Source organism: Aeromonas oralensis (assembly GCF_049665575.1).
In the GTDB taxonomy this organism is placed as follows: Bacteria; Pseudomonadota; Gammaproteobacteria; order Enterobacterales; family Aeromonadaceae; genus Aeromonas; species Aeromonas hydrophila.
Map to the genome: position 1 here is coordinate 756,071 of NZ_CP187186.1, position 15,957 is coordinate 772,027.

16 protein-coding genes, 1 tRNA gene and 1 pseudogene are annotated in these 15,957 nt (G+C 59.9%); 14 read left to right on the forward strand and 4 right to left on the reverse strand.

Annotated elements, in window-relative coordinates:
* Nucleotides 1–42: 42 nt before the first annotated feature.
* The 9 genes and pseudogenes from ftsB (at nucleotide 43) to rpoS (ending at nucleotide 6,623) form a co-directional block, all read left to right on the forward strand.
* Entirely contained in the window at nucleotides 43–360 is a 318-nt protein-coding gene (gene ftsB, locus ACPDZI_RS03785; RefSeq protein WP_011704770.1) for a cell division protein FtsB, read from the forward strand.
* Complete coding sequence (gene ispD, locus ACPDZI_RS03790; RefSeq protein WP_146061336.1) at nucleotides 353–1,084, forward strand: 2-C-methyl-D-erythritol 4-phosphate cytidylyltransferase; 732 nt, start codon at nucleotides 353–355, stop codon at nucleotides 1,082–1,084. The genes ftsB and ispD overlap by 8 nt, the downstream gene beginning before the upstream one ends.
* Nucleotides 1,081–1,557: a 2-C-methyl-D-erythritol 2,4-cyclodiphosphate synthase gene (ispF, locus tag ACPDZI_RS03795; protein ID WP_016349536.1), complete on the forward strand. Its 477-nt coding sequence runs from the start codon at nucleotides 1,081–1,083 to the stop codon at nucleotides 1,555–1,557. The genes ispD and ispF overlap by 4 nt, the downstream gene beginning before the upstream one ends.
* The gene (gene truD, locus ACPDZI_RS03800; protein WP_438834046.1) at nucleotides 1,557–2,615 is read left to right on the forward strand and encodes a tRNA pseudouridine(13) synthase TruD; all 1,059 of its coding nucleotides are present in this window, start codon (nucleotides 1,557–1,559) and stop codon (nucleotides 2,613–2,615) included. The genes ispF and truD overlap by 1 nt, the downstream gene beginning before the upstream one ends.
* A complete protein-coding gene (gene surE / locus ACPDZI_RS03805) occupies nucleotides 2,596–3,342 on the forward strand; it encodes a 5'/3'-nucleotidase SurE (RefSeq protein WP_029305164.1) in 747 nt (248 codons plus the stop codon). The genes truD and surE overlap by 20 nt, the downstream gene beginning before the upstream one ends.
* A 4-nt stretch (nucleotides 3,343–3,346) precedes the next feature.
* Nucleotides 3,347–3,964, forward strand: coding sequence for a protein-L-isoaspartate(D-aspartate) O-methyltransferase (locus tag ACPDZI_RS03810; RefSeq protein ID WP_011704775.1), 618 nt, complete (start codon nucleotides 3,347–3,349; stop codon nucleotides 3,962–3,964).
* Nucleotides 3,961–4,542, forward strand: a complete 582-nt coding sequence (locus ACPDZI_RS03815; protein WP_016349540.1) for a YqaA family protein — start codon at nucleotides 3,961–3,963, stop codon at nucleotides 4,540–4,542. Before ACPDZI_RS03810 ends, ACPDZI_RS03815 begins: the two co-directional genes overlap by 4 nt.
* A 10-nt stretch (nucleotides 4,543–4,552) precedes the next feature.
* Nucleotides 4,553–5,592, forward strand: a pseudogene (locus ACPDZI_RS03820) (peptidoglycan DD-metalloendopeptidase family protein).
* Nucleotides 5,593–5,639: 47 nt separating this feature from the next.
* The gene (gene rpoS / locus ACPDZI_RS03825; RefSeq protein ID WP_011704778.1) at nucleotides 5,640–6,623 is read left to right on the forward strand and encodes an RNA polymerase sigma factor RpoS; all 984 of its coding nucleotides are present in this window, start codon (nucleotides 5,640–5,642) and stop codon (nucleotides 6,621–6,623) included.
* Nucleotides 6,624–6,707: 84 nt separating this feature from the next.
* On the opposite strand, the gene tsaD is transcribed toward rpoS, so the two are convergent.
* A complete protein-coding gene (gene tsaD, locus ACPDZI_RS03830; protein WP_024946180.1) occupies nucleotides 6,708–7,721 on the reverse strand; it encodes a tRNA (adenosine(37)-N6)-threonylcarbamoyltransferase complex transferase subunit TsaD in 1,014 nt (337 codons plus the stop codon).
* 179 nt (nucleotides 7,722–7,900) lie between these two features.
* Between tsaD and rpsU the strand changes: the two genes are divergently transcribed.
* From rpsU to ACPDZI_RS03855, 5 genes are all read left to right on the forward strand, one after another.
* Nucleotides 7,901–8,116 (forward strand): 30S ribosomal protein S21, encoded by a 216-nt coding sequence (gene rpsU, locus ACPDZI_RS03835; RefSeq protein ID WP_005309452.1) that lies wholly within the window; start codon nucleotides 7,901–7,903, stop codon nucleotides 8,114–8,116.
* A 15-nt stretch (nucleotides 8,117–8,131) separates the two neighbouring features.
* Entirely contained in the window at nucleotides 8,132–8,575 is a 444-nt protein-coding gene (locus ACPDZI_RS03840) for a GatB/YqeY domain-containing protein (protein WP_016349543.1), read from the forward strand.
* A gap of 88 nt (nucleotides 8,576–8,663) precedes the next feature.
* Nucleotides 8,664–10,451 (forward strand): DNA primase, encoded by a 1,788-nt coding sequence (dnaG, locus tag ACPDZI_RS03845; protein ID WP_168968598.1) that lies wholly within the window; start codon nucleotides 8,664–8,666, stop codon nucleotides 10,449–10,451.
* A gap of 183 nt (nucleotides 10,452–10,634) precedes the next feature.
* A complete protein-coding gene (rpoD, locus tag ACPDZI_RS03850) occupies nucleotides 10,635–12,530 on the forward strand; it encodes an RNA polymerase sigma factor RpoD (RefSeq protein WP_263642045.1) in 1,896 nt (631 codons plus the stop codon).
* Nucleotides 12,531–12,725: 195 nt separating this feature from the next.
* A tRNA-Ile gene (locus tag ACPDZI_RS03855) sits at nucleotides 12,726–12,802 on the forward strand.
* Nucleotides 12,803–13,255: 453 nt separating this feature from the next.
* On the opposite strand, the gene ACPDZI_RS03860 is transcribed toward ACPDZI_RS03855, so the two are convergent.
* Genes ACPDZI_RS03860 through ACPDZI_RS03870 form a run of 3 tightly spaced genes read right to left on the reverse strand, consistent with a single transcriptional unit; the run spans nucleotide 13,256 to nucleotide 15,834 of the window.
* Entirely contained in the window at nucleotides 13,256–14,101 is an 846-nt protein-coding gene (locus ACPDZI_RS03860) for a PKD domain-containing protein (protein ID WP_438834047.1), read from the reverse strand.
* Nucleotides 14,058–15,551, reverse strand: a complete 1,494-nt coding sequence (locus ACPDZI_RS03865) for an alpha amylase C-terminal domain-containing protein (protein WP_438834048.1) — start codon at nucleotides 15,549–15,551, stop codon at nucleotides 14,058–14,060. Before ACPDZI_RS03865 ends, ACPDZI_RS03860 begins: the two co-directional genes overlap by 44 nt.
* Before the next feature lie 19 nt (nucleotides 15,552–15,570).
* Complete coding sequence (locus ACPDZI_RS03870) at nucleotides 15,571–15,834, reverse strand: hypothetical protein (protein WP_438834049.1); 264 nt, start codon at nucleotides 15,832–15,834, stop codon at nucleotides 15,571–15,573.
* Nucleotides 15,835–15,957 lie beyond the last annotated feature (123 nt).

Genomic DNA, 15,957 nt, shown 5'->3' on the forward strand with positions numbered 1-15,957 from the left:
TGCGAATATGGGAAACTAGGCCGCTTGAAGGAGACTCAGTGCATGCGGCTACTCACTCTTATCCTGCTTCTCCTGTTGGGGGGGCTTCAATATGACCTCTGGCTGGGGAAGAACGGCCTGTCTGACTATCATGAGCTGTCCGATGCCATCACCCGGCAGCAGCAGGACAATCTGGTACTCAAGGATCGCAACAACCTGATTTATCGCGAGATCGACGATCTGACCTCGGGCCTGGAAGCCATCGAGGAGCTGTCGCGCAACGATCTTGGCTACATCAAGCAGGGCGAGACCTTCTACCGGATCATCCCCAAGGACAAAGACAAGGGTTCCAGCTCCGGAGACGCAGCCTACGATGACTGATCTCCGCCCCGGGCTGACCGCCATCGTCCCGGCCGCGGGCATCGGCAGCCGAATGGGGGCCGAGTGCCCCAAACAGTATCTGCAGCTGGCGGGCAGGACCATTCTGGAACATACCCTGACCCGGCTGCTCTCCCACCCGGCCATCGCTCAGGTGATCGTGGCGCTGGCTCCCCATGACCGCTGGTTCGACACTCTGGCCGTGGCAGCCGATCCGAGGATCCTGCGAGTGAAAGGGGGCGCCGAGCGGGCCTTTTCCGTGCTCAATGCGTTGCATGTGGCCGCAGGGGAGTGGGTACTGGTGCACGACGCCGCCCGTCCCTGTCTGACCCACGGCGATCTCGATGCCCTGATTGCCACCGCCATGGCCTGTGATGGTGCCATCCTCGGCAGCCGGGTGCGCGACACCATGAAGCGCTCCGACGGAGCGGGCAACATCCTCGCCACCGTCGATCGCGAGCAGCTCTGGCATGCCCTGACCCCCCAGATGTTTCCCACCCGTCCTCTGCTGCGGGCACTGGAAGAGGGGCTGGCGCTGGGGGCCACCATCACCGACGAGGCCTCCGCCATGGAGCGTGCCGGTTTCACTGTGAGGATGGTGGAAGGACGAGCCGACAATATCAAGGTGACCCGGCCGGAGGATCTCTCTCTGGCGGGGCTCTATTTGCAGCAACAGAACGCGCGCCAGCCGGCGCAACCCGATTCACCCACAGAGGAGCTGGCATGATCCGGATTGGACATGGTTTTGATGTACACAAGTTTGGTGGGGTTGGCCCCTGCATGCTGGGCGGGGTGGCGGTGCCGTATGAGCAGGGCCTGCTGGCTCACTCCGATGGTGACGTGGTGCTGCACGCGGTGAGCGATGCGCTGCTCGGCGCCATCGGGGCCGGCGATATCGGCCGTCACTTTCCCGATACTGCGGCCGAGTTCAAGGGGATCGACAGCCGCATCCTGCTGCGAGACGTGTTTGCCCGGGTGCAGCAGTCGGGCTATGCCATCGGCAACCTGGATGTGACCATCATTGCCCAGGCACCCAAGATGGCGCCGCATATCGAAGCCATGTGCGCCGTGCTGGCCGCCGATCTGCAATGTGATTTGAACCGGGTGAACGTCAAGGCGACCACCACCGAACAGCTGGGATTCACGGGGCGCAAGGAAGGGATCGCCACCGAAGCCGTCGTCTTACTGGTGAAACAATAATGCTGGAACAACTTGCCTATCTGCACGGGGCGCCCACCGCCCGTGGCATTCTCAAGGCGCAAGCCGCCGATTTCGTGGTCAATGAAGATCTCGGGTTTGAACCCTGCGGCGAGGGGGAGCACATCTTCGTCCGGGTACGTAAAACCGGGGAAAATACCGCCTGGGTGGCTGGCCTGCTGGCCGATGCAGCCGGGGTCAACCGCAATGCGGTGACCTGGGCCGGGCTGAAAGACCGCCACGCGGTGACCGAACAGTGGTTCGGCATTCATCTGCCGGGCAAGGCGGAACCTGATCTCTCCGTCATCGAGAGCGACAGCATCCAGATCTTGCAGGTGAAGCGCCACAACAAGAAGCTGCGGGTCGGCTATCTCAAGGGCAACCACTTCATCCTGCGCCTCACTGGGCTGGAGCAGGCCGATGGTCTGGAATCCCGCCTGCAGGCCATCGCTGAGCAGGGGGTGCCCAACTATTACGGCGAGCAGCGTTTCGGCCGGGGCGGCAACAATCTGGAGGCAGCCAAGGCGATGTTCGCCGGCAAGCGGATCAAGGATCGCAACAAGCGCTCCCTCTATCTCTCCGCTGCCCGCAGCATGTTGTTCAATGCCATCGTCTGTGCCCGCATCGAGCAGGGACTGGCCCATCAGCTGCTGGCCGGCGACTGTGTGATGCTCAAGGGCAGCCACTCCATCTTCAGCGAAGAGGGCGTGACCCCTGAGCTGGCGGCGCGTCTGGCCTCCGGCGACGTGCAACTCACCGCGCCCCAGTGGGGCCGTGGCCGGTTGGCCAGCCAGGGTGCCGCCGCCGAGTTCGAACAGAGCGTGCTGGCCCCCTATCACGATTGGTGTGATGGCCTGGAAAAAGCCGGGCTGGACCAGGACCGCCGCCCGCTGCTGCTCAAGCCGCAAGCCATGAGCTGGCAGCTGGAGGGGGCCGTGCTCACCCTGTCGTTCTTCCTGCCGGCCGGGGCGTTTGCCACCAGCGTGGTGCGCGAGTTAATGCAGGCCGAAGAGGCCGATCATGGTTTCAGGAATCAGTCCGATGAGAATTCTGGTCAGTAATGATGACGGTGTGCATGCCGAGGGCATAAGAGCCCTCAGCGAGGCGCTGGCTGCCTGTGGCGAGGTCATTGTGGTGGCACCGGATCGCAATCGCAGCGGGGCGAGTCATTCCCTGACGCTGGAAGTGCCGCTGCGGGTCACCCGCATCGCCGAAACCGGATATCATGCGGTGAAGGGAACGCCGACCGACTGCGTGCACCTGGCGGTCAACGAGCTGGTACGCCCGGAGCCTGACATGGTGGTAGCCGGCATCAACCACGGCGCCAATCTGGGGGATGACGTCATCTACTCGGGCACGGTGGCGGCGGCAACCGAGGGACGCCACCTCGGCTTCCCCTCGCTGGCCATCTCGCTGGTAGGCAAGACCCATTTCGCCACGGCGGCCCACTACGCCGCCCAGCTGGTGAGGGGCATGATGGTGCACCCGCTGCCCGCCGATCAGATCCTCAACGTCAATGTGCCGGACCTGCCCCTCGACCAGATCAAGGGGATCAGGGTGACACGCCTTGGCAACCGCCACCGGGCGGAGTCGGTCATATGCAGCGAGGATCCCCGTGGCCAGCCCATCTACTGGATTGGCCCGCCCGGCAGCCAGCAAGATGCGGGCGAAGGTACGGATTTCGCCGCCATCGAGCAGGGCTACGTCTCGATCACCCCCCTGACCATCGATATGACTGCCTACAGCAGTCTGGCGGGGCTGGGGGCTTGGTTGGACCTGCAGGGATGAAGGTGTGATAGTACAGCGCCTGTTAAACCAGCTGATCGCGCAGGACATTCGCGATTTCCGCGTACTCGCGGCGATTGCCAAGGTGCCGCGTCAGCTGTTCGTGGATGAAGCCATGGCCCACAAGGCCTGGGACAATACGGCGTTGCCCATCGGCCACGGTCAGACCATCTCGCAACCCTACATGGTGGCGCGGATGACCGAACTGCTGATCCAGAACGATCCGGCCCATGTGCTGGAGATCGGCACTGGTTCGGGTTACCAGACAGCGGTGCTGGCTCATCTGGTGGAGCACGTCTACACGGTGGAGCGGATCAAGTCGCTGCAGTTCCAGGCCCGGCGCCGGCTGCGTCAGCTCGATCTGCACAATGTCTCCGCCAAGCACGGCAATGGCTGGTTGGGTTGGCCCAACAAGGGACCGTTCGATGCCATTCTGGTGACGGCTGCCGCCAGCGAGGTGCCGACGGCCCTCACCGATCAGCTGGCCGACGGTGGCCGGCTGGTGTTGCCGGTGGGGGATAGCCAGCAGACCCTGCAGTTGATCGAGCGATCGGGCTCCCAGCTGACCAGCAGGATCCTGGAGCCGGTCCGTTTTGTCCCCCTGATTGACGGAGATGTCGAGTGAAGTTGTTTTCCCGCCTCTATGTACTGGTGATGCAGTGGGCACGCCACAAGTATGCCCCCTGGTATCTGGCGATCACCGCCTTCATCGAGTCGGTGTTCTGGCCCATTCCGGTGGACGTGATGCTGGCCCCCATGGCGCTGGCCAGACCGCACAAGGCCTGGCACTACGCCGCACTGGCGACCCTGTTCTCCGTGCTGGGCGCGCTGTTCGGCTATCTGCTCGGTTATGCCCTATGGGAGCCGGTGGTCCAGCCGCTGGTGGTCTCGGTGGGTTATGAAGACAAGATTGCTCTGGCCCGGCAATGGTTCGAGCAGTGGGGCATCTGGGTGATTTTTATTGCCAGTTTCACGCCGATCCCCTACAAGGTGTTTACCGTGACGGCCGGCCTGTTGCAAATGGCACTGCTGCCCTTCATCGTGACCTCGCTGATCGGGCGTGGCATGCGCTTTTTCCTGGTGGCAGGCCTGATGCGCTGGGGTGGCGAGAAGATGGAGCGCAAGCTGATGCACTATGTGGATGTGCTGGGTTGGCTCTGTATTGGTTTGGCCGTTGTGGCCTATTTCTGGTTTAGTCGTTAAAGGATCCACTATGCGTTCGCGTGTTTGGCAAGGAAGCAGTGTCGTCGTGTTGTCATGGCTGCTGCTCGCTTGCTCTTCCAGTAAGACTGCTGCTCCGGTACAAGGATTGGGCAATGATGGTCTCGTCTCTACCATTCCGGCTCGCCAGATGGCGGCCCAGCCCGCCATTCAGGGCAACAGCTACACGGTGAAAAAAGGGGACACCCTCTACTCCATCGCCTTCAATTCGGGCAATGACGTGCCCTCGCTGGCCAGTCTCAACGGCATCAGCCCCCCTACAACATCTATCCGGGCCAGCAGATCAGGCTTGATGCCTCCGGCAGCACCATGGCCGTTGCGCGCAGTGCAGGCACCTACCAGGTCCGTCCAGGGGATACGCTGAGCAGCATTGGCCGCCAGTTTGGCATGTCGAATCAGACACTGGCACAAAGCAACAATCTGCAGGCGCCCTTTGCCCTGCAGGTCGGGCAGGTGCTGAATGTGCAGTCCACCAGCAGCGGCAGTGGCCAGATGGTGGCGGCGACACGCCCGGTGGTGACCCAGAGCTCCGGCCCCAAACCCCTGGCGCCGGCGACCTCAGGTACGACCACTCCATTTATCAAACAGAAAACGATTGCTCAGCCATCTTCAAAAGAATACGCTCAGGTAAAAGAACAAAAATCAGACAATTCCTACAGCAAGCTATCTTGGCACTGGCCTACCAAGGGCCGGATCGTCGAAGGTTTCTCTGTTGCAGAACAGGGTAACAAGGGCATAGACATCGCCGGTCAGAAGGGGCAACCCATCTACGCGGCGAGCGGCGGCAAGGTCGTCTATGCCGGTAGCGCACTGAGGGGTTATGGCAAGCTGATCATTCTCAAGCATGATGATGACTACCTCTCTGCTTATGCTCACAACGATGAGTTGCGAGTGAAGGAAGGGGACAGCGTCAAAGGCGGAGCAGTCATTGCCAACATGGGTAGCACGGACGCGCCGGATGTGCGATTGCACTTTGAAATCCGGTACAGAGGCAAGTCGATTAACCCGATGAGCCATTTGCCAAAGCGTTAGACCCAGAGAGTTAAGTCTTACTCTGGTGCCGGTCAGGGAGACACGCCATGAGCCAAGAACAACTGGTTATGCAGGATGCAGAGTTAGAGTTCGACGAAGAGCTGGAGACCCACGAAGAGGAAGAGGTTCAGGAAGTTGCGGCCGAGGCCGAAGAGACGATTTCCGATGAACTGATGGCACCTGAACTGAACAAGGTGATGGACGCCACCCAGCTCTATCTCGGGGAGATTGGTTTCTCCCCGCTGCTCACCGCCGAAGAAGAAGTCTATTACGCCCGTCGTGCCTTGCGAGGTGACAAAGCTGCCCGCAAGCGCATGATCGAGTCCAATTTGCGACTGGTGGTCAAGATCGCCCGTCGCTACAACAATCGCGGCCTGGTGCTCCTCGATCTCATCGAAGAGGGCAACCTCGGCCTCATCCGCGCAGTCGAGAAATTCGATCCCGAGCGCGGCTTCCGTTTCTCTACCTATGCGACCTGGTGGATCCGTCAGACCATAGAGCGGGCCATCATGAATCAGACCCGTACCATTCGTCTGCCCATTCATGTGGTCAAGGAGCTGAACGTCTATCTGCGTACCGCCCGCGAACTCTCTCATCGGCTCGATCACGAACCGACGGCGGAAGACATTGCCTTTGCGCTGGATCGCTCGGTAGACGATGTGAATCGCATGCTCAAGCTCAACGAGAAGATCACCTCGGTCGATACCCCCATCGGTGGCGATCGCGACAAGGCGCTGCTGGATGTGCTCTCCGACGAGCGCGGCATGGGCCCTGAGCTGGAGTCCCAGGATGACGACATGCGCGCCAGCATAGTGCACTGGCTGGAGGAGCTGAACCCCAAGCAGCGCGAGGTGCTGGCCCGTCGCTTTGGTCTGCTCGGCTATGAGCCGGCGACTCTGGAAGACGTGGGCGCCGAGATTGGTCTGACCCGCGAGCGGGTTCGCCAGATCCAGGTAGAAGGGCTGCGCCGCTTGCGGGAGATCCTGCTGGGGCAGGGGCTCTCCATCGAGGCGCTGTTCCGTACCAACTAAGGGTTGCTAGTGAGAGAGGATGCTTACCAAGCAAAACAAAAAGGGGCCAGAGGCCCCTTTTTCATGTCTGCAGGATCCGCTGGATCAAACCGGATCCAGGGTGTCCAGCGGCCAGCGTGGCACGGCCTTGACCGCCAGTGGCTCGAATACCCCGGCTTTCAGGCGCTGCATGCCGGCATAGGCGATCATGGCGCCATTGTCGGTACAATATTCGGTGCGCGGGTAGAACACTTCCCCCTTGAGGCTCTCCATCAACTCGGCCAGCTGGGCGCGCAGGTGACGGTTGGCGCTGACACCGCCGGCCACCACCAGGCGATTGAGGCCGGTCTCCTTCAAGGCACGGCGACACTTGATGGCCAGGGTGTCGACTACCGCGTCTTCAAACGCTCGGGCGATATCGGCACGGGTCTGTTCATCATCACCGTTGGCGGCGATGGTGTTGGCGGCGAAGGTCTTGAGGCCGGAGAAGCTCATGTCGAGCCCGGGGCGGTCGGTCATGGGGCGCGGAAAGGTGAAGCGCCCGGTGGTGCCCTTCTCCGCCAGCCGGGAGAGTAGAGGGCCGCCTGGGTAATCCAATCCCATCAGCTTGGCCGTCTTGTCGAAGGCCTCGCCAGCAGCATCATCGATCGACTCGCCCAGCAGCTGATAGCTGCCGATGCCATCGACCCGTACCAGCATGGAGTGGCCGCCGGAGACCAGCAGCGCCACGAAGGGAAACTCGGGGGCTCGCTCTTCCAGCATGGGGGCCAGCAGGTGGCCTTCCATGTGGTGCACGGCAATGGCCGGTTTGTTCCAGGCCATCGCCAGCGAGCGGCCTATGGTGGCTCCCACCAGTATGGCGCCAACCAGGCCCGGACCTGCGGTGTAGGCGATGCCGTCGATGTCGTCCTTGCCCAGTCCCGCCTCTCGCAACGCGGCCTGGATCAAGGGGATCGTCTTGCGGACGTGATCCCGGCTGGCCAGCTCGGGAACGACGCCGCCGTAGTCCGCATGCAGCTTGACTTGGCTATACAACTGGTGGGAAAGGATCCCTTTTTGATCGTCGAAGATCGCGATCCCGGTTTCGTCACAGGATGTCTCTATGCCCAATACACGCATTGCTAAAAAATTTCACTGCTAAAATGAGACGGCTATGGTAACCTTCGCGGGTTTTTTAAACCAGAGCGATCTCTGCGGGTTTACTTTCATTCCCTGTCCAGAGTATAATTTCGCACCATTTTAAGACATGCTGATCGATTGAAGGTCAGCTAACAATTTATCACTGAGGTGAAAGGCACATGCCAGTAATCAAAGTCCGTGAAAATGAGCCGTTTGACGTTGCTCTGCGTCGCTTCAAGCGTTCTTGCGAAAAAGCCGGTATCCTGTCCGAAGTTCGTAGCCGTGAGTTCTACGAGAAGCCGACTACCATTCGCAAGCGTGCCAAAGCGTCTGCCGTTAAGCGTCATGCCAAGAAGCTGTCCCGCGAAAACGCACGTCGTATCCGCCTGTACTAATCAAGGGTTCATGCCGTGTCGCTGAAGGATCAACTCAAGGATCAACAAAAACTCGCCATGCTTGCCAAAGACAAGGCTCGCTTGGGAGCGATCCGTTTGTTGATGGCTGAAATCAAGCAACGTGAAGTTGATACCCGTGTCGAGCTCAATGATCAGGATATCCTCGCTGTGGTGACCAAAATGGTCAAACAGCGTCGTGATTCCATCAGTCAATTCGAAGCTGCCGGTCGCCAGGATCTTGCCGACAAAGAGTCCGCAGAGATCGTTGTGTTGCAGGAGTTCCTGCCGCAACAGCTGACCGCAGCCGAAATTGCCGCACTGATTGAGCAAGCCATCGCTGAAAGTGGTGCTGCCGTCATGGCTGACATGGGCAAAGTCATGGCTGTCTTGAAGCCAAAAATTCAGGGGCGTGCCGATGTCGGCGCCGTCAGTGCTCAGGTGAAAACCCGTTTGGCGTAACAGGCAACTCTCTTGTTTGGTCAAAGAAGCCGTGCTTCCCTGGGAATGCGCGGCTTTTTTATTTTCTATGCAATGAAACAGGACGGTTATGGCAGGCAGGATCCCACAATCCTTTATCGATGATCTGCTCGTACGCACCGATATCGTCGAGTTGATCGACTCGCGGGTGCGGCTGAAGAAAGCCGGTAAGAACTACCAGGCTTGCTGCCCTTTTCATAACGAAAAAAGCCCCTCTTTTACTGTCAGTCAGGAGAAGCAGTTCTATCACTGCTTCGGTTGTGGTGCTCACGGCAATGCTATCGGCTTTGTCATGGAGTATGACGGGCTTGAATTTCCCGATGCCATTGAGGAGCTTGCCAGCCTGCATGGTATGCAGGTTCCCCGTGAGCAGACCGCAGGTGGGGCGAGCAGCAGCCAACCAGCGGTCAGCAAGGATCTGTTCGAGCTGATGAACCAGATTGCCCGCTTCTACGAGAGCAATCTCAAGAACGCGCCGCAGGCGGTGGAATACCTGAAGGGACGCGGTCTGACTGGTGAAGTGGTCAAGCGCTTCAATATTGGTTATGCCCCTGCCGATTGGGATCAGGTGCGTCGGCGCTTTGGCGCCAGCCGGGAGCACGAGCAGTTGCTCATCTCTGGCGGCATGCTGATCACTCGTGACAGTGGCCCCGGCAGCTATGATCGCTTTCGCGATCGCATCATGTTCCCGATCCGTGACAAGCGTGGCCGGGTCATCGGTTTCGGTGGCCGGGTGCTGGGGGAGGGGACGCCCAAATATCTGAACTCGCCGGAAACACCCATCTTCCACAAGGGACGGGAGTTGTTCGGCCTTTACGAGGTCAAGCGGGCACACAAGGATCCGCGCCGGATCCTGGTGGTAGAAGGCTATATGGATGTGGTGGCGCTCGGCCAGTACGAGATCGATTATGCGGTGGCGGCGCTGGGCACCGCGACCACCAGCGACCATATCCACACCCTGTTTCGCACTACGGCCGAGGTCGTCTGTTGCTACGACGGCGACAACGCCGGTCGGGAAGCGGCCTGGCGGGCGCTGGACAACGCGCTCTCCCACCTGCAGGACGGTCGTGAACTCAAGTTCGTCTTTTTGCCGGATGGTGAGGATCCCGACTCGCTGGTGCGCCAGATCGGCAAGGAGGGATTCGAATCTCTGCTAGACCAGGCCCAGCCCTTCGCCGACTTCATGTTTGAGCGCCTCGGGCGCGATGCGGCTCTTTCCGGTGAAGCGGGCAAGTTCGAAGTGGCCAACAAGGCCGCCGAGCTGATCCGGCGAGTCCCGGAAGGTTTCACGCGTGAGGGGTTGATCACCCGCCTTTCCAGCATGATGCGTTGGGGGGAGAACAAGCAGCGGATCGCCGAACTGTTTGCCCGCAATAGTCAGCCAAAGGCCGAGGTCAACAAGCCCAAGGCGGCCAAGCTGACGCCGCTGCGCCGGGCATTGGCACTGATGGTGCAGTATCCGGCGATCACGGCCGAATTGCCGGCCATGCCTGAACTGGCCGGACTGCGCCTGCAGGGCATCAGATTCCTGCTGCAGCTGCATCAACAGATCCTGACTCAGCCCGGGGTCACGACGGGCATTCTGCTGGAACACTGGCGTGGCACCAAAGAGGGAGAGATCCTGGCGCAACTGGCGATGCACGATCTGTTTGAAGAGGTAAAGCTCGACCAGGAGCCGGATATTCTGGGAGAATTGCAGGATACTTTCGTCGGTTTCATCAACTTGTTCCTGAAGCAGCGCATCGAGGAATTGCAGGCCAAGGTGGCGCAGGAAGGGCTAAGCTCTGAGGAAACTCAGGAGCTGATGATGCTGATCAGAGAGGTGCAAATTGAGAAAAGAAATGAGAGTGGGGCTTGATATTTGAGTGATTAACCCCAATATGAATACCGTTGCCCGAATAGACGGGATTAAAAGCAAACATTTTATAACCGCCTGGCCCCGACAATACTGCGGGCAGGGGTTTCTCATGACCGACGCCGCAACCAGACATAGCATGTCTGGCGGTTTTCTATTAGAATTGGCTATTTGCGCAGCAGCGCACTGTACGCGCAACCTAGCAACACCAACCGGATGAGTTCTATGGAGCAAACCCCGCAGTCTCAGCTTAAACTCCTCGTTGCCAAAGGTAAAGAACAGGGCTACCTGACCTATGCCGAGGTGAACGATCACCTCCCGCAAGACATTGTCGACTCTGACCAGATCGAAGACATCATCCAGATGATCAACGACATGGGCATTCAAGTGGTGGAAAACGCCCCGGATGCCGATGACCTTATCATGGCTGAAGGTGGTACCGCCGATGAGGACGCTGCCGAAGCAGCGGCCCAGGCACTGGCATCTGTTGAATCCGAGATTGGTCGTACGACCGATCCCGTCCGCATGTACATGCGGGAAATGGGTACCGTCGAACTGTTGACTCGCGAAGGCGAAATCGACATCGCCAAGCGCATCGAAGACGGTATCAACCAGGTACAAAGCTCCGTCGCCGAGTACCCGGAAGCGATTACCTATCTGCTTGAGCAGTACGACAAATACGAAGCGGAACAGCTGCGTCTGTCCGATATCATTTCCGGCTTCATCGATCCCAACGAGACCGATGACGTCGCCCCGACTGCCACTCACATCGGCTCCGAGCTCAGCGAAGAAGATCTGGCTGACGAAGACGAAGACGAAGATGAAGACGAAGACGGTGATGGCGATGATTCCGACGATGATGGCGACGGTGGCCCGGATCCGGAAGTCGCTCGCGAGAAGTTCGGTGATCTGCGCGCCCAGTACGAAGTAACTCGTCTCTCCATTCAGCAGAATGGTCGTGCGCACGAAGATACTCAGGCTGCGATTGCCCAGCTGGCCGATGTATTCCGTCAATTCCGCCTGATGCCCAAGCAGTTCGATCGCCTGGTCAACAACATGCGCGAGATGATGGAGCGGGTCCGCGTGCAGGAACGCATCATCATGAAACTCTGCGTTGAGCAGGCCAAGATGCCGAAGAAGACCTTCGTTGCGGCCTTCACCAACAACGAGTGCGAAACTGCCTGGTTCGAATACCAGAAGCAGGCCGGCAAGGCCTGGTCACCGCGTCTGGTCGAGATGGACGAAGATGTGCTGCGCGCCATCGGCAAGCTGCAGCAGATCGAGGAAGAGACCGGTCTGTCCATTGCCCAGATCAAGGACATCAACCGTCGCATGAGCATCGGTGAGGCCAAGGCCCGCCGTGCCAAGAAAGAGATGGTCGAGGCCAACCTGCGTCTGGTTATCTCCATCGCGAAGAAGTACACCAACCGCGGTCTGCAGTTCCTGGATCTGATCCAGGAAGGCAACATCGGTCTGATGAAGGCGGTAGACAAGTTTGAATACCGTCGTGGCTACAAGTTCTCGACCTATGCGACCTGGTGGATCCGTCAGGCCATTACCCGCTCCATCGCGGATCAGGCCCGTACCATCCGTATCCCGGTACACATGATCGAGACCATCAACAAGCTCAACCGTATCTCCCGTCAGATGCTGCAGGAGATGGGTCGCGAACCGAACCCGGAAGAGCTGGCCATGCGCATGGGCATGCCGGAAGACAAGATCCGCAAGGTACTGAAAATCGCCAAAGAGCCCATCTCCATGGAGACGCCGATCGGTGATGATGAAGATTCCCACTTGGGCGACTTCATCGAAGATACCACCCTGGCCCTGCCGGCCGATGCGGCCACCAGCGAGAGCCTGCGCAACGCCACCCGCGAAGTGCTGGCCGGTCTGACCGCCCGTGAGGCCAAGGTACTGCGCATGCGTTTCGGTATCGACATGAACACTGACCACACCCTCGAGGAAGTGGGCAAGCAGTTCGACGTTACCCGTGAGCGTATTCGTCAGATCGAAGCCAAGGCGCTGCGCAAGCTGCGCCACCCGAGCCGCTCCGAAGTACTGCGCAGCTTCCTGGACGAGTAATCCCGGACGGGGCCAACCCGTAACCGCTGTCAAAAAGCCCCGCCATGCGGGGCTTTGTTTTATCCGTCGTGATGGGGGTATGAAGATGAGCCACGGAACCGCTTGAATATGGATGAAATCTCGCCAAGTGGTTGATATGCCTATGGACGGGGTATCCGCCATCCCCTATAATCCACGCCGCAAACCAGTATCAATGGCCCCTTAGCTCAGTTGGTCAGAGCAGTCGACTCATAATCGATTGGTCGTGGGTTCAAGTCCCCCAGGGGCCACCATTTTCAGACAAAGCCGCTCTCAAGAGCGGCTTTGTCGTTTCTGCCGTTCACCGGCGCCGACCTCTAGGCATGCGCTCCATAGTGCAACCTAGAGTGCGGCGTATAGTGCAATACAAACAGCCAGAACTGGGCAAGGTTTCGCACCGTGAGGCATCGCAGAGCCTAGCTGTGGCGGTTTTCTGCAAAAGTAAGGGATTGCCTGATCCTTCCGCCCAAGTCTGCCAGGCAGGCTTGTCATATGATCATGCTGTTCGGCTTGTGTGCGGTGGGCTGCTCGCTCCTTTTCTTGGCGTTGAGGGGTGGCATGGTTTGAGATGAGCCAGGACATGGCGCCAGAGCATCAGCCTACCGAAAGGCTGGAAGCTGTGGCATGACGCCATAAAAAAGGCCTCCAGCCGATGGTGGGAGGCCTGGGTAAATGCTTCAGGGTCTGGTGACCGATCGTATTAAGCCTTACTGGGCGTTCAGACTATAGGCCAGCGTCTGGTCGTTGAAACGCACCACATAGACACCGACCAGAGCTGTGGCGATGTCGGCTCCGGCCTGCTCGGCGACACCGTCCTTGTTGGTGTCGCCGTAGTTCTGGGTCCAGTCGCCCTTGACGTCGAACTTGAAGCGCTGAGCGCCGTTGCCATCGCCGCTACCGGTGAAGGTGACACTGGCCTGCCAGAGGTGATCGCCTACCAGCGACATGGGGGTGGACCCCCAGTTGTTGGTGGTGCCGCGAATGTTGAGGCTGGCGAAGTTCTTCGCGTAGCCGACGCTGACCGGGGTCAGGCTGTATTGCAGGGTCTGATCGTTGAAGCGTACCCGATACTGGCCGCTGACCGGGGTCAGTATGTCGGCGCCCCCCTGTTCGGCCACTCCATCCTTGTTGGTGTCACCATAGTTCTTGCTCCAGTCCCCCTTGACGTCGAACTTGAAGCGCTGGTTTGCCTGACCATCGAAGGTGACGAGAGCCTCCCATTGATTGTCGGCGACCAGCGTCATGGCAAGGGAGCCCCAGGCATTGGGAGTGCCACGGAAATTCAGGGTAGGCAGCACGCTGGCGTAGGTGCCGTTGTCGTCGGTGACGGTCACGGTAGCGCTGGCACTGGCGGTCAACCCTTCTGCATCGGTCACGGTGACCGTCACGGTATGGGTGCCCGGGGTATCGAACCGGACCGTCTCGGTGGCGGCGGTGCCACCGCTGGACCAGCTGTAGCTCACTACACCCCCGTCGTCGCGGGAGGCGGAGGCATCGAACACCACGCTCTCACCCGCCTTGACGCTGAGGGTCTTGGGAGAGAGGGCGGCCACCGGCGCCTGGCTGCTGGTGAGGGGGGGTGACTGTGTAACGCAGATCGCTTTCGTTCAGGGTGATGCGGTAGGTGCCCGCCCCGCTGACCAAAATGTCCTTGCTGCTGCCCTTGTCGGCGATGCCATCCCCTTCGTTGTCGCCGTAGTTTTCTGCCCAGTTGCCGAAGACGTCGAACTTGAAGCGCTGGGCGCCGGTGGCGTCACCGTTGCCGGTCAGGGTGAGGGTGGCTGACCAGACACGGTTGGCATCGACGGTCATGGGGGTATTGCCCCAGGCGTTGTGGGTACCGCGCAGGTTCATGCTGCTGAACTTGGTGCCCGGCAGGGCGGAACCACCGCAGGGGCTGGCCTTGGTGCAACCGGCGATGATGGCAGCCGCCTTCATGCCGGGCACATTCAGGCTGGCCTTGCCACTGCCGTCGACGGTGACATAGCCGCCGCTGCAGTAGTCATTGCCGCCCAAGAGGTTGCAGTACTCACCGGCCGGCAGCGCGGTCTGCAGCGAGGCCACCAGGCTACTGCTCTCGTTGTTGATGGCGATGAAGCCCTTGTCACCGCGGGCGAAGGCGATCTGGTTGTTGCCGTTGTCCCACCAGTTGCTGACCGGCTGGCCTTCGGTCCGGTTATGGAACAGGGCCATGTTCATGATGGTCGGCCGGCGCTGTTCGCAGTTCCACTGGCTGTCCGTGCAAGGTGTGCTGCCCGGCGCTCCCTTGTCGGTTTCATAGGTGCTCATGTTTTCGAAGCGATAGCCCGACATCACCTGCTTCCAGCCATAGGGCCAGGCCAGCATGAAGGTGTTGGCCAGATCGTAGCGAGCACCGCTCATGAAGGTGAGCATGCCGCCCCCGCCGTGGCCGCGTTCGCGGTCGTGGTTGACCACGAAGACGAAGGCCTTAGCGGAGGGGAGCAGACCCCAGCTCTCGCCCAGCGTCTTGAGGTTCTTGATCTGGCCGTTGAAGTTGGCGGCGAGATCGGTGCCGTATTTGAAGTCGGTGACGGTGTCGATATAGGTGTAGCGGCCCGGTTGGATGTCGGCGGACTCCCCGCCTGCGCCGATCACCTCCAGGTAGGCCTTGGGGCTGCCCGCCTTGTCGAGGATGGCCTTCACGTCGGTCGGGGCCATATGCTTGGCCGCATCGATGCGAAAGCCGGCTACGCCCCAGCCGAGCAGGGTCTTCATGTAGGTGGCGATCTGATCCTGCACGTAGGGAGAGCCGGTATTGAGGTCCGGCATGCCGTAGAGGGCGCCGTTCCAGACGTTGTTGCTGTCGCCGTAGTTGGTGATGTCGCCGCTGTGGTGGAAGTCGTTGTAGCCGAACTGGGGATACTGGTACTGCCCCGCGTTGTAGCTGCCGCCACCGGTGTCGGTGCCTGAGCCCGATGCCAGCTGGTTGAAGACGGCGTCGGCATAGACCTTGACCCCGGCTGCATTGCAGCGGGCGATCATGCTTCTGAGTTCCGCCTCGCTACCACCGAAGCTGTTGAAATTCTTGAAGCTGACGGGTTGATAGACGGTCCACCAGACCTGGCTGCCCTGCTTGTGCTCGGCCCGGCGGGGTGATCTGGACGCCCCCGAACCCCTTGGGCCCGAGCACGGTTTCGCACTCGTTGGCGATGTCGTTGAACTTCCATTGGAACAGGTGAACGATGACCCCTTCGGCGGTGGCAGTGTGGCTGAAAGAGCCGAGTGCCGCCGTCAGCAGGGCGGTTCGAAGCAGTGTGCTGTGCATGACGATTTTCCCTTCGATCTTGTTATGGACATATCACTGTCGTGTAGTCGAACGGACAACGAACAACCTCATTCAGCTCAGTAGCATTCATGAAATCGCAGTGGTTGAAAATCGAACAGCCTG

Bases quoted from the DNA above. Each gene is read 5' to 3' on its own strand.
- tsaD (WP_024946180.1), bottom strand. From the start codon at position 7,721: ATGCGTGTATTGGGCATAGAGACATCCTGTGACGAAACCGGGATCGCG.
- ACPDZI_RS03870 (WP_438834049.1), bottom strand. From the start codon at position 15,834: ATGCACAGCACACTGCTTCGAACCGCCCTGCTGACGGCGGCACTCGGC.
- dnaG (WP_168968598.1), top strand. From the start codon at position 8,664: ATGGCAGGCAGGATCCCACAATCCTTTATCGATGATCTGCTCGTACGC.
- truD (WP_438834046.1), top strand. From the start codon at position 1,557: ATGCTGGAACAACTTGCCTATCTGCACGGGGCGCCCACCGCCCGTGGC.
- ispF (WP_016349536.1), top strand. From the start codon at position 1,081: ATGATCCGGATTGGACATGGTTTTGATGTACACAAGTTTGGTGGGGTT.
- ftsB (WP_011704770.1), top strand. From the start codon at position 43: ATGCGGCTACTCACTCTTATCCTGCTTCTCCTGTTGGGGGGGCTTCAA.
- surE (WP_029305164.1), top strand. From the start codon at position 2,596: ATGAGAATTCTGGTCAGTAATGATGACGGTGTGCATGCCGAGGGCATA.
- ispD (WP_146061336.1), top strand. From the start codon at position 353: ATGACTGATCTCCGCCCCGGGCTGACCGCCATCGTCCCGGCCGCGGGC.
- ACPDZI_RS03865 (WP_438834048.1), bottom strand. From the start codon at position 15,551: ATGATCGCCCGCTGCAATGCAGCCGGGGTCAAGGTCTATGCCGACGCC.
- rpoS (WP_011704778.1), top strand. From the start codon at position 5,640: ATGAGCCAAGAACAACTGGTTATGCAGGATGCAGAGTTAGAGTTCGAC.
- rpsU (WP_005309452.1), top strand. From the start codon at position 7,901: ATGCCAGTAATCAAAGTCCGTGAAAATGAGCCGTTTGACGTTGCTCTG.